Source organism: Winogradskyella sp. PC D3.3 (genome assembly GCF_054366245.1).
Genome location: NZ_CM135962.1, coordinates 4101229 through 4125385, shown reverse-complemented (window position 1 = coordinate 4125385; position 24157 = coordinate 4101229). Strand labels below are relative to the sequence as shown.

General features: G+C 33.6%; 24 protein-coding genes. 3 read left to right on the top strand and 21 right to left on the bottom strand.

All coding sequences use genetic code 11. From position 1 onward, the window contains the following. Positions 1 to 170: 170 nt before the first annotated feature. Both ACXGSQ_RS18350 and ACXGSQ_RS18345 read left to right on the top strand, forming a co-directional pair. A complete protein-coding gene (locus ACXGSQ_RS18350; RefSeq protein ID WP_458627565.1) occupies positions 171 to 1115 on the top strand; it encodes a tetratricopeptide repeat protein in 945 nt (314 codons plus the stop codon). 209 nt (positions 1116 to 1324) lie between these two features. Further along, the gene (locus ACXGSQ_RS18345) at positions 1325 to 2677 is read left to right on the top strand and encodes a UDP-N-acetylmuramate--L-alanine ligase (protein ID WP_458627564.1); all 1353 of its coding nucleotides are present in this window, start codon (positions 1325 to 1327) and stop codon (positions 2675 to 2677) included. Between the two features lie 107 nt (positions 2678 to 2784). Here the strand turns inward: ACXGSQ_RS18345 and ACXGSQ_RS18340 are convergent, their stop codons facing one another. From ACXGSQ_RS18340 to ACXGSQ_RS18285, 12 genes are all read right to left on the bottom strand, one after another. Next, positions 2785 to 3249 carry a PepSY-like domain-containing protein gene (locus tag ACXGSQ_RS18340; RefSeq protein WP_458627563.1) on the bottom strand — a complete coding sequence of 155 codons (465 nt, stop codon included), beginning with the start codon at positions 3247 to 3249 and terminating at the stop codon, positions 2785 to 2787. A gap of 13 nt (positions 3250 to 3262) precedes the next feature. Beyond that, complete coding sequence (locus ACXGSQ_RS18335) at positions 3263 to 3694, bottom strand: PepSY-like domain-containing protein (protein ID WP_458627562.1); 432 nt, start codon at positions 3692 to 3694, stop codon at positions 3263 to 3265. Positions 3695 to 3757: 63 nt separating this feature from the next. Next, positions 3758 to 5044 (bottom strand): PorY family sensor histidine kinase, encoded by a 1287-nt coding sequence (gene porY, locus ACXGSQ_RS18330; RefSeq protein WP_458627561.1) that lies wholly within the window; start codon positions 5042 to 5044, stop codon positions 3758 to 3760. After that, a complete protein-coding gene (locus ACXGSQ_RS18325) occupies positions 5041 to 5718 on the bottom strand; it encodes a response regulator transcription factor (RefSeq protein WP_458627560.1) in 678 nt (225 codons plus the stop codon). Before ACXGSQ_RS18325 ends, porY begins: the two co-directional genes overlap by 4 nt. A gap of 418 nt (positions 5719 to 6136) precedes the next feature. After that, complete coding sequence (locus ACXGSQ_RS18320) at positions 6137 to 6817, bottom strand: haloacid dehalogenase type II (protein ID WP_458627559.1); 681 nt, start codon at positions 6815 to 6817, stop codon at positions 6137 to 6139. Positions 6818 to 6870: 53 nt separating this feature from the next. Then, on the bottom strand, positions 6871 to 7947 hold the full coding sequence (locus ACXGSQ_RS18315; protein WP_458627558.1) for an L-dopachrome tautomerase-related protein: 1077 nt from the start codon (positions 7945 to 7947) through the stop codon (positions 6871 to 6873). A gap of 27 nt (positions 7948 to 7974) precedes the next feature. Then, entirely contained in the window at positions 7975 to 8640 is a 666-nt protein-coding gene (locus tag ACXGSQ_RS18310; protein ID WP_458627557.1) for a peroxiredoxin-like family protein, read from the bottom strand. 27 nt (positions 8641 to 8667) lie between these two features. Further along, positions 8668 to 9267: a DsbA family oxidoreductase gene (locus ACXGSQ_RS18305; RefSeq protein WP_458629381.1), complete on the bottom strand. Its 600-nt coding sequence runs from the start codon at positions 9265 to 9267 to the stop codon at positions 8668 to 8670. A 108-nt stretch (positions 9268 to 9375) separates the two neighbouring features. Continuing rightward, positions 9376 to 10047, bottom strand: a complete 672-nt coding sequence (locus ACXGSQ_RS18300) for a hypothetical protein (RefSeq protein ID WP_458627556.1) — start codon at positions 10045 to 10047, stop codon at positions 9376 to 9378. Positions 10048 to 10073: 26 nt separating this feature from the next. After that, on the bottom strand, positions 10074 to 10394 hold the full coding sequence (locus tag ACXGSQ_RS18295) for an EthD family reductase (RefSeq protein WP_458627555.1): 321 nt from the start codon (positions 10392 to 10394) through the stop codon (positions 10074 to 10076). A gap of 85 nt (positions 10395 to 10479) precedes the next feature. Further along, a complete protein-coding gene (locus ACXGSQ_RS18290; RefSeq protein WP_458627554.1) occupies positions 10480 to 11043 on the bottom strand; it encodes a carboxymuconolactone decarboxylase family protein in 564 nt (187 codons plus the stop codon). A gap of 67 nt (positions 11044 to 11110) precedes the next feature. Next, positions 11111 to 11674, bottom strand: coding sequence for a TetR/AcrR family transcriptional regulator (locus ACXGSQ_RS18285; RefSeq protein ID WP_458627553.1), 564 nt, complete (start codon positions 11672 to 11674; stop codon positions 11111 to 11113). Between the two features lie 148 nt (positions 11675 to 11822). On the opposite strand from ACXGSQ_RS18285, the gene ACXGSQ_RS18280 reads away from it, so the two are divergent. After that, entirely contained in the window at positions 11823 to 13430 is a 1608-nt protein-coding gene (locus ACXGSQ_RS18280) for a right-handed parallel beta-helix repeat-containing protein (RefSeq protein WP_458627552.1), read from the top strand. A gap of 45 nt (positions 13431 to 13475) precedes the next feature. Here the strand turns inward: ACXGSQ_RS18280 and ACXGSQ_RS18275 are convergent, their stop codons facing one another. From ACXGSQ_RS18275 to ACXGSQ_RS18235, 9 genes are all read right to left on the bottom strand, one after another. Continuing rightward, positions 13476 to 13775: an immunity 53 family protein gene (locus tag ACXGSQ_RS18275; RefSeq protein WP_458627551.1), complete on the bottom strand. Its 300-nt coding sequence runs from the start codon at positions 13773 to 13775 to the stop codon at positions 13476 to 13478. A gap of 280 nt (positions 13776 to 14055) precedes the next feature. Next, positions 14056 to 15900, bottom strand: coding sequence for a PLP-dependent aminotransferase family protein (locus ACXGSQ_RS18270; RefSeq protein WP_458627550.1), 1845 nt, complete (start codon positions 15898 to 15900; stop codon positions 14056 to 14058). 161 nt (positions 15901 to 16061) lie between these two features. Continuing rightward, positions 16062 to 16505, bottom strand: a complete 444-nt coding sequence (locus ACXGSQ_RS18265; RefSeq protein WP_458627549.1) for a hypothetical protein — start codon at positions 16503 to 16505, stop codon at positions 16062 to 16064. Continuing rightward, a complete protein-coding gene (locus ACXGSQ_RS18260; protein ID WP_458627548.1) occupies positions 16502 to 17062 on the bottom strand; it encodes a hypothetical protein in 561 nt (186 codons plus the stop codon). Before ACXGSQ_RS18260 ends, ACXGSQ_RS18265 begins: the two co-directional genes overlap by 4 nt. Before the next feature lie 249 nt (positions 17063 to 17311). Next, positions 17312 to 19492, bottom strand: coding sequence for a B12-binding domain-containing radical SAM protein (locus ACXGSQ_RS18255; RefSeq protein ID WP_458627547.1), 2181 nt, complete (start codon positions 19490 to 19492; stop codon positions 17312 to 17314). A 1566-nt stretch (positions 19493 to 21058) separates the two neighbouring features. Further along, on the bottom strand, positions 21059 to 22003 hold the full coding sequence (locus ACXGSQ_RS18250) for a tRNA dihydrouridine synthase (RefSeq protein ID WP_458627546.1): 945 nt from the start codon (positions 22001 to 22003) through the stop codon (positions 21059 to 21061). Between the two features lie 86 nt (positions 22004 to 22089). Continuing rightward, a complete protein-coding gene (locus ACXGSQ_RS18245) occupies positions 22090 to 22977 on the bottom strand; it encodes a dienelactone hydrolase family protein (protein ID WP_458627545.1) in 888 nt (295 codons plus the stop codon). 75 nt (positions 22978 to 23052) lie between these two features. Continuing rightward, positions 23053 to 23460, bottom strand: coding sequence for a hypothetical protein (locus ACXGSQ_RS18240; RefSeq protein ID WP_458627544.1), 408 nt, complete (start codon positions 23458 to 23460; stop codon positions 23053 to 23055). Between the two features lie 11 nt (positions 23461 to 23471). Then, a complete protein-coding gene (locus ACXGSQ_RS18235; protein WP_458627543.1) occupies positions 23472 to 24062 on the bottom strand; it encodes an FMN-binding negative transcriptional regulator in 591 nt (196 codons plus the stop codon). Between the last annotated feature and the right edge of the window lie 95 nt (positions 24063 to 24157).

The following is a 24157-nucleotide window of genomic DNA, read 5'->3' as shown; positions in this document are numbered from 1 at the left end:
ATTTTTTTCTACAAAATACCAACAAAAGGTATTCCAAAAATAGTAGTAAGTAGTGAACGTATGATTTCGATGAGTGAAGTTAATCAAATTACAAGTGAAACAAAACGTTATTAAATTAAGATTTTACGACTAAAGCATTAATTGTACTTTTGCTTTATAAGGATAATTCTATGTATAAGTTTTTTTGGATATTTTTATGGTCTTCACTCTGTTTTTCGCAAACGTCTAAAGAAAAGGCGGAAGTATTTATAGCAAATAAAGAGTTTGTAAAGGCTCAGGACGAAATGCGTTTATTTTTAAAGTCAAACCCTGAGGATAAGCTTGCTATAGAACTTTTGGGTGATGCTTTTGCTTATCAGGAAAAATGGGATCAAGCCATAAAACAATATAAAACATTAGTAGAACGAGAACCTAACAATGCGAATTACCATTATAAATATGGTGGTGCTTTAGGGATGAAAGCTTTGAACATTAGTAAAATTAAGGCACTTGGAATTATAGGTGATGTCAAAGAAGCATTTTTGAAAGCCGCTGAATTAGATCCTAATCACATTGATGCCCGTTGGGCTTTAGTAGAATTGTATATCTCATTACCTGGAATTATAGGAGGAAGTACAGCGAAGGCCTTAGTATATGCAGGTGAATTAGAAAATTTATCTAAGGTTGATGGTTATTTGGCAAAAGGTTATGTTTATGAATATGATGAGGAGCCTGAATTGGCTGAAAAGTATTACAGACAAGCCATAGCTGTTGGTGGATCTGTAACCTGTTACGAAAAGTTAACTAGTTTCTATGAAGGACAAGCACAGCCAGAAAAGGCCATTGGGAATATTGAAGCAGCACAAAAAATACACCAGCGTAACGCAATGCACTATCAAATTGGTAAGGTGTGCGCAGATTATAATATTCAATTAGAGAAAGGTGAAAAATGCCTTAAAACGTATTTGTCTAACCATTCGGCAAAAGATGGTGTACCCAAAGAATGGGCCTATTATCGCTTAGCACAAATCTATAAACACAAGAATAATAAAACAGAAGCTTTAGTTTGGATAAATAAAGCGATTGACGGTTTACCTGATATTGATGTGTTTAAGGAATTTAAGGAGACGATTTAATTTATACCTTCTTCTCAATACATTTATTTGTTTTTTTTACTTTGAATTAAGAAACATTCGTACTGACGTATAGATTATGTTTCGTATTTCGTTTTTGTGTCAGTGCGAGTGATTTTTGTGGAACGAGAAAATCGTATCGAGAACCTTGTTTGATAAATTCTCATTTCAAAAAACTTATAGTATTTTTACGGTATACATTTAAGGATACTATGAACGTACATTTTATCGCTATTGGTGGTGCAGCAATGCACAATTTGGCCTTAGCACTTCACAATAAAGGTTATAAAGTTACAGGAAGCGACGATACCATTTTCGAACCTTCAAAATCGAGATTAGAAGCTAAAGGCTTATTGCCAGATGCTTTTGGTTGGTATCCTGAAAAAATCACTTCAGATTTAGAGGCGATAGTTTTAGGAATGCACGCTAAAGCAGATAATCCTGAATTATTAAAAGCCCAAGAACTCGGCTTAAAAATCTACAGTTATCCTGAATTTTTATACGAACAAGCCAAAAATAAAACACGTGTGGTTATTGGCGGAAGTCATGGGAAAACAACCATTACTTCTATGATTTTGCACGTGATGCATTATCATAATAGAGATGTGGATTATATGGTTGGTGCACAGCTTGAAGGTTTTGATGTGATGGTAAAACTCACAGAAGACAATGATTTTATGGTGTTAGAAGGTGATGAATATTTAAGTTCGCCTATAGATATGCGACCAAAATTTCATTTGTACAAACCAAATATTGCGTTGTTGAGTGGTATTGCTTGGGATCATATTAATGTGTTTCCTACGTATGAAAACTACGTGGAGCAGTTTAGCATCTTTGTAGATTCTATTGTGACAGGTGGAAGTATTAATTATAACGAAGAAGATCCTGAAGTCAAGCGTGTAGTGGAAGCTTCAGAAAATCAGATTCGAAAAATAGCTTACAAAACTCCAGAATACACGGTTGAAGATGGAGAAACCTTATTAGAAACTCCAGAAGGGCCAATGCCAATTGAAGTTTTTGGTGCACACAATTTAAATAACTTAGCTGGAGCCAAATGGATTTGCCAACATATGGGCATCGATGAAGACGATTTCTACGAAGCTATTTCTACGTTTAAAGGAGCAAGCAAACGTTTAGAGAAAATTGCCGAATCTAAGACAAGCGTAGCTTATAAAGATTTTGCCCACTCTCCAAGCAAAGTAGAAGCCACAACCAAAGCGGTAAAAGAACAGTTTAGTGATAGGACTTTAGTCGCGTGTTTAGAGTTGCATACCTATAGCAGTCTTAATGCCGAATTCCTAAAAGAATATAAAGGTGCTTTAGATGCTGCAGATGTTGCTGTCGTTTTCTATTCACCACATGCTGTAGAAATTAAGAAACTAGAGGAAGTTACACAAGACCAAATTGCGAATGCTTTTGAGCGCGATGACTTAATCATTTATACCAATCCAGAAGACTTTAAAAACTTCTTGTTCTCTCAGAAATTTGATAATAAGAGTTTGCTATTAATGAGTTCTGGTAATTATGGAGGCTTGGATTTTGATGAGGTGAAAACACTTTTTTAGGTTAGTTATAATACTATTCTATTTTAGAACATAAAAAAGCCATAATAGAGAAGTGGTTCTATCATGGCTTTTTATATATAGGATTTCTTTAGAATTTGATGACGTTTTTAGTCATTATCAATTCTAATAAAGTCTCCATTCATATCAAACTCCAATTCAATATGGTTATCTAATTCAACTTGTTGATAATTTAATTCTAATTCCCAATCTGTAATAAAATTAGTCGGATAGTTTGTAGCTACGTAGTTTAGTATGTCTTCTGGTATTACAGAATCTGGAAGTTGAGTGGCGCTATCAATGTCAATAATAGCAAAGCTGTTATTAAATTCTAACGCTATATTTCCAGAGAGATAAATATCATATGTTACTGTATTACCTTCGGTTTCTTGTTCTGCTAGTACGATCGAATTAGAGCTGAAATGAGTGGCAATGTAGGTCTGAATGGCTTCAGGGATTTCTTCTTCACTTAAAATAATCTCATTCGAATTATTGTCGTCATCACTACTACAAGATGTAAAGAATGCGAACAGTGTTACAATTGCAAAGAGTGGTAAATTTATTATTGTTTTCATGGTTTTGTAGGTGTTAAATTAATATGCCGTTTTTAGTGAAAATAAGGTCAAGTTCCTCTTTTCCTTTTTCTAATTCTACGCTATAAGTATCGATTCCATTTTCAATGATTTTTTCGGCATCATCGATATGGTAATCTGGATATTGGTTTTTAATAGTATTTAGGACGTTAATAGGTAAATCGCGTTGAGAAATTTCTATGGTGTATTTTATGAGCTTACCAGAATTAGTAAACCAAGCCTCATAGTCGTTATCCCAACCTATTTCAAATTCAACATTGTAGCGCTCGCCTTGTAATTCCCATTCAATATCATTCGCTTTAGGAAATTCTTTTTTAAAGGTGTTTAAAACCACAGACGGCACTTTGTCTGTTGGAATATCTTGTGCCGAAGCCATTGCTGTAATAAAAAGGAGCATGGCTAGAAATGGGATTGTTTTTGTCTTCATATTTATGTTTTTTAATTAATAATAATACAAATGTAGAAGTCAAAACTGGAAAGAATTTGGAATTTAGTTGTGGGTGATTATATTTTTAAAATTTATTTTAAAAGAATGTTTATGTTCTGTAAAATCGTAGGTGATACTAATGTTATAAGCATCGCAAATTGTCTTACAAATAGCCAATCCTAAGCCTGTGCTATTCGTTTTAGAAGCATCTTTTTCAAAGCGATTAAAAATAAGTTTTGAGTCTAATGCAGTGGTGTCTCCTTGGTTTGAAATAATAAATTCTTGTTTGGTAATTTTAATAGTAATATCACTATGGGGTTTATTGTGAAAAACAGCATTTTTAATGAGATTTGAAATTAGAATTTCGGCTAAAGCACTGTTCATATTAACAGAACAATGATCAGTTTCTTCAAGTTGAAATGCCAACTTTCTATAATCAGTTAATTCTTTATAATGGGCTAGGAAGTCTTTAGAAACCTTATTTATAGAAACGGTGTTGATGTCTAAAAACTGTTTGTTTTCTATTTTAGCCATAAGTAATAGCGAATTGTTTAGCCTTTTCATTCTGTCTGCTATCGTTATGACTTCAGCAATAGTTTTTGCGTCGTTTTCAGTGAGGTGCTCAGATTCTAATAACAATTCTAATTTATTAATGATTATAGCTATCGGAGTTTGAAGCTCGTGTGATGCATTTTCTGTAAATTGTTTTTGTGCAGTGAAAGATTTTTTAGCATGAAGAAACAAAGCATTGGATGCATGTTGTAGCTGAATAAATTCCTTGGTTTTTGTAGGGATGTTTAGTGCAGCTTCGTCTTTATCTAAACGATATGTTTTTAAGCGCTCTAGAATCTCATAGAACGGTTTCCATATTTTACCTAATACAATATTATTTATAATGATAACACTGGTAATTAAAATGAGAAACAGCCATATAATACTCCAAAATGAATCTTCAATTAAGTCATCTTCTTCTATTAATGAAGAGATGATTTTAAGGTGGTAATAGTGGTCGTGATGTTCAAAAGCAGAATGTAAAATCCGAACGGGCTCTAGATCATCTTCATTTAGCCTATACATTAAAGTGTCTTTGTAGATATCTCTAAAAGCAAGGGCTTTTTGTTTTGAAATAGGATGGATTTCAAAGTTATTTCCGCTAAACTCATTCTGTAAAAAAAGAGAAGCATCGGTTTTTGTTTTTTGTAGAATTAATAGTCTGTTATTGTCTAATCCATCATCGATACTATCTCGTATTTCATCTTTTATGTTAAGATAAAAAATAACGGACCATACACCAATAATTACTAAAAATGTAAGGGAGAGATAGAGTAATGACCGGTTAAGTAGTTTCATTTTTCAGATAGTTTATAACCTACACCATAAATGGTATTTATAAGGATTGAGGCCTCAGCGCTTTCTAGTTTTTTACGCAAATTTTTAATTTGATAATAAATAAAATCAAAATTATCAGATTCATCGATATGGTCTCCCCAAACATATTCGGCTAAGGCTGTTTTGGTAATGAGGCGGTTTTTATTAAGCAAGAAATAATAGAGGATATCAAATTCTTTTCTGTTGAGATGAATTAAGTTACCATTTATGGTTAATGTTCTGTCTTGTATATGAAGCAAAATATTGCCAACCTCTATATAGTTTTTGCCATTTAAATTATTTCGTCTAATAACAGCTTTTATGCGTGCTGTAAGTTCTGCAATATGAAATGGTTTAGTGAGGTAATCATCAGCTCCGAGTTCTAATCCTTTTATTTTATCGTTAACCGAGTTTTTAGCCGAAATGATAATAACATTCCCAGATTTGTCCATTTTTTTTAATTCCTGAAGCAAATCCATGCCGCTTCCATTAGGCAACATGATATCTAGTAAAATACAATCGTAGTCGTAGATTGATATTTTGTCTTGAGCTGCATAATAATCTGAAGCCAATTCTACGGTATATTGTTCCTTTAGAAGTGATGCTTTTATTATGTTTTGTAATTCTATTTCGTCTTCAATTACTAAAATTTTCATAGGGCAAAAATAAAACTGAATTTTGGAAAGACTTGGGAATTTTAACTCCTAATTTTAGTAACTTTTATAAAGGAGTGTTGTATAATGACTTTAATCTAACCCTAACGAAGTTCGTGGAATTTTTTGAAAATATCAAAAGAAACCAAGCGTTTTTATAAGATTAGAATATAACGGATAGGTAGCTCCAAAGTTTTAAAACCGACCAACAGTAATCTTATAATAGGAGTAACATTCAATGTTATTGAGAGCCTCAGTTTTAAGAATAAACATGACTGTTATAAATCCGTTTTTCGTGTAATTACGAGAAGTTAGGTTTTGTTTATGGGAGCATAAAGCTTAGGATTTTAAAGCAATAAAGGAGCTTGTTTAAAGCTCCTTTATGTTGATATATGTAAAAGAGGAGTGTACTAGGGCTGTTTTAATAGTTAACTAGAATATCAGCTACCTTTTGTAAATCTGATTCTACAATTTCAGTTTTTGGTGCTAATGGAAATAATTGTTGACTAGGTCTGCTGATAAAAGCAGCTCTCCAACCCGCCCAAACGGCTCCAGCGACGTCCCAACCATGTGCGGCAATAAGCATACATTCTTCGGGTTTTGTGTTCATTTTATGGGCTGCCCAATAATAAACATCGGTAAATGGCTTGAATTTACCAACAGACTCAATACTTAATAATGCATCAAAATAAGGTGTTAAGCCTACGTTTTCAAATTTGTTTTTTAAGCTTTCTGTGTCCGAATTAGTGAGTGCTACCAAAGTATATCCTTCCTTTTTTAATAGTGCTAAAGCATCCTTAACTTCTGGATGCGGCGGTAAATTCTGCATGGCACTTGCAACAATTTTTCTTGCTTCATCTTCAGAAATTAGAATATCATTATTTGCAGCAACCATTTGCAGAGCGGCAGCACCAATATGACCAAACGGTTTGTATTGTCCGCTTGCTGAAACCACTAACGAATAGTGTAACATCGTTGTAAACCATAAAGATAGTAAATTGTCTTTTCCGCCTAAAGCGTCACCAACTTGCTTATTCATTATAGTTAAATCTAATAACGTTTCGTTTACATCAAAGAATAATACTTTAGGTTTGTTTTTCATTTTATGAAGATATGTAATGTTTTACTTTCGGTTTACGCCAGAAGCATCAAAAACTAATTTGCTAATGCAATTTTATTAACGGTAAATTTCATTTCAGAAATATCTGCAGTTACCTCATTAATCCTAGAGTTGGTGAAATATAAATAACCATCGTATATGCTAAAGGTATCTGCCCATTTAATGGCATCACCTTCCACTAAAGTATGTATACTACCATCTGGTTTGCGATACTTGATTTTGTTGTGTTCTAAATCTGCGTAATATAAGTTTCCGTTTTCGTCAAAAATCATTCCATCGGGTGCAGAAGTTTTAGCTTCAAAAGTTACCGCATTTTCAATTTCTTTTTCATCATCCAAAATTAATGCTTTTGTTGGTATGCTGAATAAACTATAACCAGAAAGGGCATGGTAGTATAACTTGTCATTCTTGGTGTCTAAAGCAATTCCATCGGAATTTACAGCATTTGTCCATTTCTTATTTTCAAAAGTTAAAAAATCTACCTCTGCTGCTGTCGAAGGATGATTATCTAAAACTCTAGTGAACTTTTCCGTTGTTAAATCTAAAATGACTAAACCAGAATTACCAGAATCTGTGAAGTAGATTTTGTTATTCTTTTTGTCAAGACGTAAATCGTTTATGTAAGAATTAGGATGATAAGCCTCTTTATTTAAAATATACGTATGTTCTAAATTTTTGGTGTTTATATCAAAAACAAAAATTCTAGGTGCATCTAAAACTTCTTGAAAAAGGGGACTTCTAGTATCTAAAACATAGATAAGATGGTCATAAACAACTACAGATTGAACCCCAATAAATTTATTGGTTTCTATTTTGTCTCCTATTTTCCAAGAGTTCCACTCTTCATTTGGAAAAGCAGTGTTTGTACTATTTATTATTTCAGCTACAGCATTTTTAACGCCTTCTCTCCATCTAGGAAAATTCACAAAAATACGACCCTCATTACTCACGGAAACTCCAGTTACTTGTTGCCCTTTAAAAGATGCTATTTGCGTAATTTTTGGAGTTTCTGATTGTATTGTAACAGGAGTTGCTTGTAATTTGTTTTCTGTTTTTTCTTTACAAGAAATAAATAAAATAGAAAGGATAATGATGTAGCTGAAATTTTTCATTGATATGTTTTTCTTAATAAAAATACACTATTTTAATTTACGTAAAGCAGATAATATTTCTAAAGGTTCCGCACGCGCTGTATAATCTGCATCTAAAAAAGCATATGCAATAATTCCGTTAGTATCAATAACATAAGTGGCCGCTAATGGTAATTCATTACTAGTATCACCGTTTTGTTCATTCAAACCAAAACCAGCATTATAACTTTTAGCAACATCGTCTGTTAACGTGTAAACGACACCATATTCTTTTCCTATAGTATTCCCTAAATCACTTAAAACGGTGAATTCTAAATTGTTTTTTTCTGAAGTACTCAAAGAATTATCAGGCAATTCTGGTGTTAAAGCTAAAAGTGTAGCACCTTCGTTTTTAAAGTCTGGTAATTTTTCTTGTAAAGCGTGCAATGTGATATTGCAATACGGACACCAACCACCTCTGTACCAGGTTAAAACTACAGGTCCATTTTTAAGTTGGTCAAATAAAGTAACAGCTTCGTTTAAAGCATTTTTTAACGTAAAGTTAGGTGCTTTGTCTCCAACATTTAAAGCAGAATGTAAAACTCCAGAGTTTGCAACACTAGTAATTCCGTCTGCATATATTTTTTTCGTTTCGTCTGTAAATTTGGCAGCACTTGCTTTTCGGACTTCATCTAACAAAACGTCTAATTCTCCTGTGTTTTTATTGTTGTCCATGTGTTATGTTTTTAACAATCGGTTGTATTAAACCGATTGCTGTTCTTTAATTAATTCAGTTAAAACTTGTTTAAACGTTTCTACAGGTTGTGCGCCTGTAACCGCGCTTTTTCTATTAAAAACAATAGTTGGCACAGAGTTTACACCCATATTTTTCCAATAGTCTTGTTTTGTTCTTACTTCTTTACGGGCTTCTTCAATGTCTATTTTAGCTAAAGCTTCGTCTGCATTTAAACCAACACTAAAAAGGGCTTCTTTTAAAATGGCTCTTTTAGATACATCTTTTCTATCGCTAAAAAAGGCTTTAGTTAATGCCATTTTTAGTTCGGTTTGCTTACCAAAATCTTTAGCATATTCTAATAAAACGTGTGCATCAAAAGTGTTCACCATACGCATCTCATCAAAATAATCGAATTTAAAACCCAGTTCATCACCAGCATCAATCATATGTTGTTGAGAAGCCTTTTGTTGTTCTAGAGTAGATCCGTATTTTTCTGAAATGTGCTCTATAACATTCTGACCTTCGGCTGGCATATTCGGATTTAACTCAAAGGGTTGCCATTCTATTTCTATTTGATCTTGAATACCAAGTTCTTGGATTGCTTTTTCTAGACGTTTGTATCCAATGGTACACTAAGGACAAACCACATCTGAAACGATATCTATTTTTAATTTATTAGCCATAACTTTATTTTTTAATTGAATTTTATATTGATTTCTAGAACCTTAATCAATTTATTTGCTGATTATATTTGTGTTTAGAAAGTTGTTTTCCTTTTGTTGATCTTCTGTGATTTTGTCATTTGACACAAGATTTAAAACCATAGAATTAACGATTCTACTTTTGCTTAAATCCACCTTCATTATTAAAGCTTTATGAAACAAACCTAAAGTATCAACATCTGATTTTGGACTGCTATTATTAATTATAACAATAGAATAATTATCGTTATTAGCTGACTTTATTTTTGAAATGAAAGGCAATAATACGTCCTCATTATCTTTAAAAACAGGTGAAAAATTATTAAAATAATCTTCAGGCTTTTTATATGCTTTCTTAGCGTAGGCATGATAATCTGCCAAATGTAATTCACTTTTAATAGTACTAGGTTCATAACCCAGCATTAATATAGATTGCTCTGCAGCATTATCTACATGAAAAGGTGTATTTACTTGCTGATCAAAACGAACTAGCCAATGATAGCTTAATTTTTTGTTGAATTTTGAAACACTAAGTTTTGATAATTCTTTTTTTAGATCTATCATAATAGACCTGAATTGATAAGGTGTTATTTCTTTTTTACTGAAAACTAAGTGCATAAAGCCATGCGCTTCTGTAGTCGTTCTAAAAACCGCTTGGAAGCTCTTATTGGCTATTTGTTTTATCGTTTGGTCTTCAATCTTCATTAAGACACCTCTTAAGTTTCTAATCTTTAGTTTTTAAAAATAACCAATTCACTAATTTGAAGTATACCTTGTACATTACTATAATTTTTCACATCAGCAGCAAAGGTTGCGGCATGAGGACCAAAAGCCTCTTGAAAAGACGCTACATCATCAAATAGTAAATGTGCAATAGCGACATAAGGAGCAGGTTCTTTAGGAATTCTGCTTGCAATACCTAAATCTAGTTCTAAACCTTTTAAGGCGCTACCAACGTGTTTTGCAATCATTGGTAAATGCTTAGTTTGGTAATAGTCCGCATCAAATTGTACGTCTTTACTGTTAGGGTACATTACTGAAACTTTTATCATAATTGTAAATGTTTAAAGATTATAAACCTTCCGAATTAACGGAAGGTTTATTGCTATTAATCAACCTGTGGCTTATTTATAGGGATTATTTAGCCACATTCTCTTTAGACCATGCAAACTTTTTAAATCCTGCATCAACAGGTGTATTTGCTATATGGTTTACATAGTTACTTATTGTTTTTTGAGATAATCCTAAAATGATCTCTAAGACTTGTGCTTCACCGTAACCAACAGCATAAAATGCGTCTAAATCATCTTGTGTTACGTGACCACGATTTCTAACAATAGTTAAAGTCATGGTACGTAAAGCTTCTAGTTTTGAGCTTTCAAGAGGTGTTTCATTACGTAAAGCTTCGGTAATAGCATCATCAACTTTCATCATTTTTGCGATACCTGTATGTGCCGGAACACAGTAATGACAAGCATGTTCTACGTTGATGGTTTGCCACACTACTGTTAATTCTTCTTCGTTAAATGAAGAGTCAACAAATAATTGGTGTAAAGCTTGGTAAGCCTCTAGTATTTTTGGTGCTCCAGCTAAAACTCCATGTAAACCAGGAATCATTCCGTAAGCTTTTTGAGAGTTCTCTAATAATGCTTTACTCCCTTCTGGTGCGCTTTCAATATTGTGAATTTTTAAAGTTGTCATAAGTTTTCGTTTTATTATTTGTTAATTTTATCTAAACGTTTGTTTAGTTATAGTGTAAAAAAAAGGATTATAAATTTTTGAAGATCATTTCAATGTAATCTTCAATTTCTTGTGGTGTGTTAACTCTTGATGCGGCTGCTAAACCATGTTTTGCTAAAAGTAAATAATTGGCTTGTTTTAAAATGGTGCCTTCATCTTTTGAAGGATCCATTTGTAATTTTTCTATGATAATGGCTTTTAAATTATCCATAAAAGAAGTCATTTGTTCTTTTATAAGTTGGTCTTCGTTTTCGGAAAACTCGTTGTAGGTATTGGTAACAAAACAACCTTTTTGGTTACCTGATTTGAAATTAGAGTTTATAGAGTCGTAAAAAAACTGTTTAATGTCTTCAACTCCATTAGTGCCATTTTTAAACTTTAACAACGTTGAACTGACTAGTGCTTTATAGTGTTTTAAACTTTCAAGGAACAGACCGTGTTTATTGCCGAAACTAGAATATATAGAAAATTTGTTGATGCCCATTGCTTTTTCGAGCATTTGCATAGATGTTCCTTCATAACCATTTTTCCAAAAAAGGATCATGGCTTTTTCTACGACTTCGTCTTCGTTATATTGTTTTTTTCTTGCCATTATTTCTAACTACTAGACAAAGCTAAACAATCAGTTAGATATAAAATAATTTTTAACGTTTTATTTAGTTTTTTGAATCTTGGACGATAAAATTCATTACTGTAGTTTATAATCTAGTATATGGTACAGTAATTGTAAATTTGTTGGCATGAAGACACTATACTTATCAATGCTATTAATTTTTACGATTGTGCTTTCTTATGCACAGCAGGAATTTCATGTATTTCCTAAGAATGATGCTAAAACACCTGGGTCTGAAATAGGAAACGGTAGTTTGCAAAATCCTTGGGATTTACAGACGGCATTAAGTCAGAAATCTGAGGTCGTCAATGGTAAGGATATCATTTGGTTGCATGAAGGAGTCTATGATGGTCGGTTTGCATGCACTTTAAGTTCTACTATAGCTAATCAGTATATAACCGTGAGTGCTTTTAAAAACGATAAGGTGGTACTTAATGGTAATGTGGCTTCGGATCAAGAGCAAACCTTAAGTGTACGAAGTACTCGAGTGATATTTCAAAATTTTGAAATCACATGGTTGGGAGAATACTCAAGGCAAATTCAAAAGACTAAAGGGCTAACGAAGCCCATAGCAGGTATTGCACATTTAAGTGGTAAAAACTGCAAGTTTATTAATTTGATGATTTATAATAATCCAGGACTTGGTTTTGGTAGTTGGAAACATACAGGAGGTACTGTAATAGCTAACTGTATGGTGTTTAATAATGGAGCAATTAGGGCGAATGGAAAAGCAGTAGGAGAGGGGTTTTATGTGCAGAACAATAGCGATACTGAAATACGATTGATAAAGGATAATATTATTTTTAATAACTACTACAAAGGTATAGAGGTATGGTCTGCATCTAAACACGCAACAACCGAATGGGTTAAAAATATAACCCTAGATAATAACGTGATTTTTAATAGTGGTTTGCCTTCTAAAGATCGTATTGTAGATAATATTATTGTGGCTACAGACGATAGGGAAGGTATTAATATAGCAAAGAATATTACGGTTAAAAATAATATTCTGTATCATAATACCAATTTTAAAACAAATGAAGTGAACGGTGACGCTGCTTCATTAACCCTTGGGTTTCATAAAAATGCAGCTATAGAAAATGTTGTTGTAGATCATAATATTATTATAGGAAGAAATAATGCCTTTCGGATTTTATACGCCAATTCATTAACCTTAACCAATAATAAAGTTTACACTGGATACGTTCATATTTTTGATTTCAAAACAGCGCATTGGAATTTTAATGACAATTTATACTATACTAAAAACAGTAAGCCTTTCAGGACAACAGATAACGGGAGTTTTGATTTTAAAACCTGGCAATCAAGGTTCGATTTAGATGCCAACAGTCAATGGAAACATATAAAGGAATTTGATTTAGATAAGGTTTTAGATATTACAGAAAACACGTATCAACCCAATTCTTTTAGAGTTGTACTGTTCGATAAAAATGAAGCAGATGTCATTGTTGATTTCTCAAAATATCAGATAAAAGAAGGAACACGTTATACTATTAGAGATGTAGAGCGTTATAAGGAAATTTTAAAAACAGGACATACAAATGAGACGTCTCAAATTATATTTCCTATGACCTTAAATAAAGGTGATGTCAATAAAACCTCTAACAATTTTGGTGTGTTTACTATTGATTTTCAGGAGGATAAAATAGTTGAAACGACAACAGAAAAACCTGAGGGCTTTTTTAAACAATTATTTCGTTTTCTGGGTTTTTAAGAACGAACGACTTTGAGAAGCATAGTTTTTTTAGTGCTGTGGATTTTACTCGTTTTCAATCTTATCAATCATCTGCTTGAAAAGATCTAATAAGAAAATAAGTTTTCCAGCATCACCTGCTGCGAGAAATTTTGCGTTTTCAACTTTTACACCATACCAATCTTGTCGATTGATTTCGTTAAGAATCCACTTGATTTCTAAATTAGCAATAGAGGTTTTTGAAATGTCAATTTCAACTTCCCAACCTGGCGTAGCTAATGTTGTAATTTGAATCACTTCATCTTTTTCCCAGTCGCCATCGCAATGACTTTTGAACCAATCTTGTATCCAGTCTAAAATTTCCATTTGTGTTGAGGTATTGAATTTGATTATTTATGTTGTTGTTAGTTTTAGTGTTTATTCATTTGAAGTGTAACGAAAAATGAATAAATGTATCGAGAACCATTTGTAAACCTTAAGGTTCTCGATACAATTTTTCTAAAAATAAAAATCACTTGAACTGACGACTCGGTTTTCAAAATGATTTAATATGTTATTTGATAGCACTTTTGTCACATTGAGTCCAGTCGAAATGCAATGTAACTAAAGTTTAAATGCCTACGACAGCCCTTAGACTGACATGCGATTAAATACTCTCCACAAACTCTAAAAACACCGCTTTATGCTTTTCCAAATCTAAATCTGGAGATAAGGACACACGTGCAATATAATCTTTGTCACCTTCTTTGGTAGTACCTTGTGTTGAGGTTGCAGGAATCGTCCAATAACAGCCTTTTAATTGTCCGTAACTCACGCAATACTTGCTTTCGTTAGGGATTTCGGTAATCATTAAATTGATTAACCTGTGATTTAAAGCACGTTTATAAGTTTCTTTTTCTTCAGGAGTATTTCCTTTGGTTGGAAGGTCTAATGAAAACACCGAAGGAGTAAATCCTTGTGCTGCCAATTCTTCTGAAACAAAATTGATTTTCGCTTCTGGTAAGGTGTCATGAATAAAATTTACAAACTCACGTGTGTTTTTATAAGCCTCCGCAATACGCTGATTCATAGATGGTAATTGCTTAGCCAATATCTCGTATTGAAGCGCAGTCGCCTCATTATCGCAAAGCGTGAGATGTAATGCGATTTTATCCATTAAAGCATCTACTTTAGCATTTCCTACAATATAACCCGCTGTACATATTCCACCACTCGGGAATTTAGAACCACTCGCATAAGAAATTGTGCGTACTGTAGATAATATTTCACCTTCACCTAAAAAGTGCACATTCGGACAAAAAGTTTGATCTAATATAAACACAGGATCTATCGCGATGTCTCCAGAAGCCGTTTTACGTTCTTCACTCAAAGCTTCTTTTAATTTTTGTAAATCCGGAACTTCAACACGTGGGTTGGTTGGGATTTCTGCAATGATATAAGGAATGGCATCGTCGTGGGCAATTTTATCTAAAATGGTATGGATACTTTGCACCATATCATTATCACCATCGACTGGTAAATCGACTACTTCCACATGATCTAAACAAGCCGCAACACGTCTGGCTTGGTCATTGGTGCCTCCATAACAATTTGGTGGTACTACAAATTTAATTGCTTTGCCTTTATGGTGTTCTAAGGAATAGTCCACCAAGCCCATCATAATGGCATACTGCACCGACAATCCGCTAGAACCGACTAAAGGCTGAGACGTTGTGCCATTTATTTCCTTTATAGAGTTTAACACACTTGCTTTATTTGCTCCAAGATGACTGTCTTCATTGGTAATCGGAGTGTGTTCGGTTAACGCTTTTAAAGCGACTAGACAATTGGCAGGAGTCATGGCAATTGTTTCACGACGTCTTACATGCTGAATATCTGAAATGTAATCCGCGTTTTGTTCTCCATTCACTATTAAAACACTTCCAAGCTGATTGTATAGATTGATTTGAAAATCAATATTTAAATTTTGCTCAACAGTAGAAATGTGCTTTGGTTCCGAAATAAAAATGGTACTGCCTTCAAATTTCAGAATGGCATCGATAGCATCTATTTGTATAACCTCGAAATCATAACCATAAACACGCTTGATAAGCTCAGCATCAAAAGATTCTGGTAAGCTATCCGTGTAAATGATTTGCGTCTTTTTATCATGTAATAAATTATGTCGAAGAATAGACAACACAGGAACCGTTTGTGATGAAAAACTAATCACGTTTTCTGAGTCTAATGCATTCAAATTCGCAATTCCCCATTCTAAAACACAAGATAAGGGATGCCCCAAACGAATATAATCGTAAGCCGTTGGCAACGCTTTTAATTCCGAAGATGCTGAATTATGGTCTTTATATAAGGTTTCAAACTGATCTAAAAACTGCGTTTTAGCTAAGCTTTCATTGTAAATATCTAAACGATGTGTAGTTAGATTTAACCAATCTGTTGGCCTGTTTTTTAGAACGTCTTTTATATAACTTAAAGTTTTGTTGTCTTGCATGATTTTCAATTTTCAATATGCAAAAATATGGATTAATTAGACGGATGAGAAAGGTTTAACAAGACGTTTTGATATTGTTTATATATTTCAAAGGCTACGTAATTAAAAGTCCGAATCACAGATAATAGCAACATGCTTGGTGTACCAAAACAATCAAAACCCTATTTCCCAGAACCAAAAACCTTTTGCCATACCAAACCAACCTTATGCTTAATTTTAGAAGAATTTGAAACCACAAAACTAAAGCCCATAGTAGTAACCAAAGCAATAAAAGCAAGTGCGCCAAGTGCACCTCCATAACCATCAAAGACATTATTTTTATGAATGTAAATGGCAGTGAATAGTGCTCCTGCTATGGCAAGCAATGGAAAACTTTTTAAGGTTTTTGAAGATACCATACCAATGAAAGACGTGCCAACAAAGACAATCGGTAAATGTGCTGTTAAATACATGTTGAGAAGATTAGGGAACGCGTAGAAAAACAAACCCACAATTAATGATAGTGAGGCTGATGCTTTTACAGTTCCGAATCGTAATTGTTCACTTACAAAATAGGTGAGTGTAGATCCTAAAATTCCGGTGATGATGAGTATCAATGTATTCATACCAATAATGAATATATTAGAGTTGCGGTGATAACACCAGCGAATGCCATGGTGCCTAGTTTTCCGCCAACACCAAGAAATAAATTCTTAGAAATCATAAAAAATACTCCTGCCAAAGTACCAGCTGCAAGAACAAAACCAATAGATGGAGAGGTTGCTACACTAGACATACCTACAAAAGCACCACAATAGATACTTGCTGGTAGTTGTTGTAAGTAGTTCGATTTTTTATTGAGCGATGGTATAAATGAAGCCAAAGTCCCCACAATACCCATGGCTAAAATACTTCCTAAACCTCCATGGATATTTAAGAGGTAACACAATACGGCTCCAATAGGCACCCAAATAACGACAGCTATTTTTTCGTAGGCGTAATCTTCGTGGTGTAAATCTAAATATTTGTAACCAAAAATGATGGTGGCTATAATGACAAGCGCAACAATAATTAATGTCGCATTGGTTTCATAATTCGCATTTACAATCATGGACAAGAATGTAATCTGCGTAAATAAAACAGTAGCGACCATTAAAAATCGAATGGCTTTATGTTTTCTCATTAAGAATTTTTGGTTTTTTACTTTAGAGTTAAGTCTGAAACTTAGTATTAGAAGTTACAAAGGTCTAAGAAATTTTGAAGAGGGCAAATTGTGAGGTGGAAATTTTGTATTATTCTCTTATAGAAACAACTATAAAAAACACCCCTAATGAGCTACGCTCGGTAGTTTCAAAACAAAATATATTTTATTTCTCACTAATCCTCAAGGGGACAATCTAAAGATTCAACTTTTTAGTTAAATAAGATTCAATTACAACACCAACAACCCATAACCACGTAAAACATCGATAGGTTTAGAATGCCAAAACAATTCGAAATCTTCAAATTCAATTTCAAAACGCGTTTTTAATTGTTTAAACGATTGTGGTTTATGTTGCGGTGATATTTGCTCCAAGCAATCTAAAAGCCAAAGACCTTTTTCTTTTTCGAGTGAAATTTGATAGCTTTCAACCGTATCATGAAATGTGAATTCTAAAAACTCTTTAGTGGTTCCTTTTTTCGTTTTAGAAAATTCAGATACTAAAGGCATAGTACCTAACCAAACAATTTTTGCTGTGGGTTTAATATTGAAAATAGGTTCTTGCGCTAAAGCATTATATATAAAATCAGGATCAATTTCAGTTTCTGGAATTTCAAAGTCGAACCAATCTTGTAACGGAATATCAAACCCAATACCATGCATAAAATTAAAGAGTGATTTCTTTAATCCGAAACTAAACTGCGAATGATCAATGCCTGTTGCATGGGTAAAATCAACATCATTATTAGCAAAACTGATGTTTTTATAGTTGGGTGTGATGCCATAATCCTCAGGATGTAAACCCACAGGACTATGCGCTGTTAAGGCAAATTGATGCCAAAAACCTGATTGTAAAACACCAACTTCAAATAGTTGACGCACCATTTCGAGACTATCAACCGTTTCTTGAACCGTTTGCGTTGGGTAACCATACATTAAGTATGAGTGCACCATAATATTAGCTTCGGTAAAATTGCGAGTCACTTGCGCGACTTGCTCAACAGTGACACCTTTGTCTATTAGTTTTAATAAACGATCTGAAGCCACTTCTAATCCGCCTGAAACAGCAATACAACCAGAAGCTTTCAACAAAATACAAAGATCTTGTGTAAAGTTTTTTTCGAATCTAATGTTGGTCCACCACGTAACGCTGAGGTTGCGTTTTAAAATTTCGAGCGCCAAGGCTTTCATTAAGGATGGAGGAGCCGCTTCATCGACATAATGAAATCCGGTTTCGCCAGTTTGGGCAATCAGCGTTTCCATGCGATCTACTAATAGCGATGCCGCAACAGGTTCGTAAATTTTAATATAGTCTAAAGAAATATCGCAAAAGGTGCATTTTCCCCAATAACAGCCGTGAGCCATGGTGAGTTTGTTCCATCTGCCATCGCTCCATAAACTGTGCATGGGATTGGCAATTTCTATGACTGAGATATAACGATCTAATAATAAATCTGAATAATCTGGAGTGCCAAGATCTGCTTGTTTATAATCGGTTTGAGTGGTATTATTTTTATAAACGATGGTTCCGTTTTTGAGAATAAAGGTGCGTTTGAATGTGGTGTCGTTTTTAAGAACCGCATTGTAAAGTAACTCAATCGGCAATTCACCATCATCTAAGGTGATAAAATCGAAAAATTCAAATACTCTAATGTCTGTTACAGACCGTAATTCGGTATTTGGAAATCCGCCTCCCATCGCAATTTTAATCTCAGGATAATTCGCTTTTATAAATTGTGCACAGCGAAACGCACTGTATAAATTTCCAGGAAACGGCACAGAAAAACAAATGAGTTTGGGTTGGGTGTCTTTAATCCGAGCGTCTAATAATTCTAATGAGATTTGATCGATATACGTTTCATCATCTTGCAGCTGTGTATAAAGGGCATCAAATGAATTGGCGCTTTGTCCTAAACGTTCAGCATAACGACTAAATCCAAAATCGGGATCGATACATTCCACAATAAAATCGGATAAATCTTCAATATAAAGCGTTGCCAAATGTTTGGCTTTGTCTTGCATGCCCATCGCACCAAAGGCATAATCCATATCGTCTAATTGTGCAAAACGCGAGGCTTGCGGTAAAAAGTTGGTGGTGCAAATCTGTCTTGCAAAAGTTTGGTTTTTACCTTGTAGAAATAAGATGATATCATCTAAAGACTTTAAATAATGGTCTTTTAAAGCATAGATACGTTCACAATTTTCAGTTTGAATACGATCATTATCATAAGCCAATTGAAATATTTCTTCGAATGTCGATTTTGAAAAGAGCTCTAAAATCACTTCAATTCCCAAATCCATTTGAAACGATCCAATACCTTTTGTGTTCAAAAACCCTTTGAGGTAGGCTGTGCCAGGATATGGAGTGTTTAATTGCGTGAATGGAGGTGTTATGAGTAAGAGATCTTTCAACTTTTGGATTTATGTGTTTGCAAATATAAAGGTAATATCGTTGGTTAGTTTTAATTTGAATAGAAGTTGATACGTCAGTTCGAGTGATTTTAGAGGTGCGATAAAATTGTATCGAGAACATTTGTCGTATAGAAGGTTCTCGATACATTTATTCATTTTTCGTTGCACTTCAAATGAATAAACACTCGAACTGACGTAAGAATTTCGTTTGATTGTTTTGTATTTTCAATTTTACTTTGCTGTCAGTTCGAGTGATTTTGAGGCACGAGAAAATTGTATCGAGAACATTTGTTGTACAGAAGGTTCTCGATACATTTATTCATTTTTCGTTGCACTTCAAATGAATAAACACTCGAACAGACGTAAGAATTTCGTTTGATTGTTTTGTATTTTCAATTTTACTTTGCTGTCAGTTCGAGTGATTTTTGAGGCACGAGAAAATTGTATCGAGAACATTTTTCGTACAGAAGGTTCTCGATACATTTATTCATTTTTCGTTGCACTTCAAATGAATAAACACTCGAACAGACGTAAGAATTTCGTTTGATTGTTTTGTATTTTCAATTTTACTTTGCTGTCAGTTCGAGTGATTTTTGAGGCACGAGAAAATTGTATCGAGAACATTTGTTGTACAGAAGGTTCTCGATACATTTATTCATTTTTCGTTGCACTTCAAATGAATAAACACTCGAACTGACGTAAGAATTTCGTTTGATTGTTTTGTGTTTTCAATTTTACTTTGCTGTCAGTTCGAGTGATTTATGAGGCACGAGAAAATTGTATCGAGAACATTTGTCGTATAGAAGGTTCTCGATACATTTATTCATTTTTTCGTTGCACTTCAAATGAATAAACACTCGAACTGACGTAAGAATTTCGTTTGATTGTTTTGTGTTTTCAATTTTACTTTGCTGTCAGTTCGAGTGATTTTTGAGGTGCGAGAAAATTGTATCGAGAACATTTGTCGTATAGAAGGTTCTCGATACATTTATTCATTTTTTCGTTGCACTTCAAATGAATAAACACTCGAACAGACGTAAGAATTTCGTTTGATTGTTTTGTATTTTCAATTTTACTTTGCTGTCAGTTCGAGTGATTTTTGAGGTGCGAGAAAATTGTATCGAGAACATTTGTCGTATAGAAGGTTCTCGATACATTTATTCATTTTTCGTTGCACATCAAATGAATAAACACTCGAACTGACGTAAGAATTTCGTTTGATTGTTTTGTATTTTCAATTTTACTTTGCTGTCAGTTCGAGTGATTTTTGAGGCACGATAAAATTGTATCGAGAACATTTGTCGTATAGAAGGTTCTCGATACATTTATTCATTTTTCGTTGCACTTCAAATGAATAAACACTCGAACTGACGTAAGAATTTCGTTTGATTGTTTTGTATTTTCAATTTTATTTTGCTGTCAGTTCGAGTGATTTTAGAGGTGCGATAAAATTGTATCGAGAACATTTGTCGTATAGAAGGTTCTCGATACATTTATTCTTTTTCCGTTCCACTTTGAATAAATAAACACTCGAACTGACGATTGTGTAAAGCGAGATAAATAGTTTTACCCATTCTTCAAAATCTCAGAAACAGCTTGCTGATATGCTCTCGGATTATTCGCTTTTTTAATTTTCTTAAATGCTTTCTGTGGATTTGAAAACGACTGCGCAAAGTATTCCCAGAACCCTTGCATTTTCATTTTAATTGGAGTAGGACCAGAAAGCGTAGCATCATATTGCTGATATATGGTGTCATGAAATTCTCTAAAAATGTCCCATCGATTTTCTGGATATTCGGTCGTATCCTTTTTAATCATACTTGGTAAAAACGGATCTGCAATGAGTCCTCTGCCAATCATAAAATGATCGATACTTGGAAAACGAGCTTGTATTTCTTTCAACTTTGTAACAGAAGTAATATCACCATTGTAATACAATTTGTGTTTGGTGCTTTCTATACATTTTTGAAAAGCCTCAAGATTCACTCCTCCTTTATAAAGTTGTTTGCCAATACGTGCATGAATGGCAATATTTTTTAGTGGATAAGCGTCTAGAATAGGGAAAGTGTCTAGAATTTCTTCAGGATGTTCGTAACCCATTCGCATTTTCATAGACACCAAAATGTCTGTTTCTTTATGCACACGCTCTAAAATATGATTAATTTTTTCTGGGTGGCAAATGAGTCCAGAACCCATACCACGATTGGTTACCATTGGATAGGGACAACCTAAATTCCAGTTCAACTCTTTATACCCTAATTCCTGAATATAGTCGACCACGAATAAAAACTCATCAGCACTATTGGTCATAATTTGTGGAATGACTTCGAGTTCTGTATTGTTTTCGAGTTGTAAATCGAGTTTATAAGAGTTTTTAATAATCAACTTATTATTAAACCGAATGTAAGGAGCATAAAACGTGTCAATGCCGCCAAAATAGTGGTTAAAAGCATTCCGAAATCGGAAGTCTGTAAACCCTTGTAATGGTGATGATAAAAGCGTAATGGGCATTTCGTTTTATGTTTTTATGTTGATTTTTTTGCAACCGCTAAATAACAAAAAACTAATGTATTATTCCGATGAACGTCTGTGGTTTATTATTTTAAATGTTTATTGAAAAATGTAATGGTGCGTTCCCAAGATAAAGTTGCCGCTGCTTTGTCGTATCGAGGCGTGGTGTTATTGTGAAAACCATGATTCACTCCAGGATAAATATAAGCTGTGTATTCAATCTTGTTAGCTTTTAAAATGTCTTCAAACGCTGGCCAACCAGCATTGACTCTAGTGTCTAATTCTCCATATTGGAGTAGAAGTGGCGCTTTGATTTTTTTAGCATCTTCAGCTTCTGGCTGTCTACCATAATACGGCACTGCAGCTCCTAAATCGGGTAAGCGTACGGCCATCATATTTGAAATCCAACCTCCAAAACAAAAACCAACAACACCAACATTACCATCACAGTTGTCGTGATTTTTAAGATGATGATAGGCGGCAATAAAATCTTCGAGCATTTCCTGTTGGTTGCGTTCTTTTTGCATCGTTCTGCCGTCATCATCATTTCCAGGATAACCACCAAGTGGACTTAAAGCATCTGGAGCTAAAGAAATAAAACCTTCTTTTGCGGTGCGTCGTCCAACATCTTCAATATACGGATTTAAACCTCTGTTTTCATGAACCACAATAACACCAGGTAATTTAGTTTTGTTATCTTTTGGTTGCGATAATAAACCCTTTATGGTACCACCTCCTTTTGGAGATTCATAAGTGATAAAATCAGAATCTAAAGTGGGGTCATTGGGTTGTACCAATAAACTATTGATATAGTCCGGAGACATAAAACTCAATAAGGAAGAAACGGTTAAGCCGCCTACGGCGTATAATGATAGCTTTTCAACAAATTGCCTTCGGTTGAGTTTGTTGTGTGCATAATCATCGTATAGGTCAAAAACTTCTTGTTTAATATCTTCTTTTTTCAGGTCTTTCATAATGCCAAGTTTAAATTAAAAATCAATGTTTTAATTTACGAATTTTTGACATACAAAAAGACGTGAAATTAAAAGCTACTTTACACGTTTTAAGGTGATTGAATTGTCACTGAATTCAGTAGGTCGTTCAGCATCAAAACTCATATCAAAAATTAAAACATCTTTGTCTGTAAATTCAGCAATACCAAGTATTTTTTTTGCTTCTCCAGATTGAATTTTTGTAATTGTGAAATCAACTTCAATAGGATTAGTGTCATAATTAATGGTATAGGTCATTTTTCCTTTTTGGCCTTTCATATAAAACTCTTTGCCTCCCATAACTTCTCCATCAATTTCAAAAGCGGCATAACCTTCATGGTCAAACATTACATACCCTATTTGGCTTTGGTCTTCACCAATCCATTTGCCAAGAAAATTTTCCTTTTGAGATGTTGTATTCAGTAGAAAAAACGGAATAATAAAAAATGTAAATAGATACTTCATAGTCTTTGGGTTTAAAATACTTTATTTAAAAATTGTGTTATACTTTCTTTATTGGCGCTTACGAGTTGTTCGCGAGCCGCTTTTATGTCTTTTGGTTTTTTATTTTGCGAGAGTTTAAATTTTCCTTCCCAGTGGGTGATTTCAATTTCAAACATCACAATATAATCAAGATTTTTATCTAAACGTGGATTTTCTGCATTTAAAATGTACTTATGATCTGGCGCTTCTAAAAATTCTGTCATAGAAATTAAGGACTGTTTTAAGGCCGTTTTGTCAGTATTGGTATTTACTTTTCCTTTGAGGTGAACCTTTATGTAATTCCATGTAGGTAATTGAGGTGTTGTGTAAATACTTGGAGAAATATAACATTGTGGTCCGCTAAAAATAAGAGTGACGGCATTGCCATCGGCTAACAATTTTGCTTGTGGATTGTTAATATCAATATGACCAATGAGTTTTTTATTTTCGTAAATTAACGGTAAATGCGTAATTAGTGGTTGATTATCGTGTACTGAAATTACAGTGGCTAAGGGATAGGTTTTTATCGCTTCAATCATGTGATTGATGTTATGATCTTGATGGATTTGTGGAGGATAATTCATGTTTCTCAGCCTAAATGGATTACCGACGTTCCATTTGTTTAAGTTGCAGTTTAATTTATGTCAATTTAATAACACTCTAAATTTACAATTTTTTA